The organism is Salmonella sp. SAL4457, from assembly GCF_046548235.1.
GTDB classification, from domain to species: domain Bacteria; phylum Pseudomonadota; class Gammaproteobacteria; order Enterobacterales; family Enterobacteriaceae; genus Salmonella; species Salmonella enterica.
This window is the reverse complement of record NZ_JBGDZO010000140.1, coordinates 1-365: the sequence shown is the minus strand read 5'-3', so window position 1 is coordinate 365 and position 365 is coordinate 1. Positions and strand designations below refer to the sequence as shown.

The following is a 365-nucleotide window of genomic DNA, read 5'->3' as shown; positions in this document are numbered from 1 at the left end:
GCTGATGCTCACCCTGTCGCGCGGCGGTCCGATCATCTGGCTCAGCGAGCACGACGCGGCCAAGGCCGGGATCGTCGATAACGACTGGGTCGAGGTGTTCAACGCCAACGGCGCGGCGACCTGCCGCGCGGTGGTCAGCCAGCGGGTCAAGGACGGCATGGTGATGATGTACCACGCCCAGGAACGCATCGTGAACGTACCCGGCAGCGAGACCACCGGCACCCGTGGCGGCCACCACAACTCGGTGACCCGCGTGGTGCTCAAGCCGACCCACATGATCGGCGGCTACGCCCAGCAGGCCTGGGGCTTCAACTACTACGGCTCGGTCGGCTGCAACCGCGACGAGTTCGTCGTGGTGCGCAAGA

1 protein-coding gene is annotated in these 365 nt (G+C 67.1%); it reads left to right on the top strand.

What is annotated here, in order from left to right:
• Window positions 1–365: molybdopterin dinucleotide binding domain-containing protein (locus ACLJNW_RS23615; RefSeq protein ID WP_410961141.1), on the top strand; the 365-nt coding region annotated here is incomplete at both ends.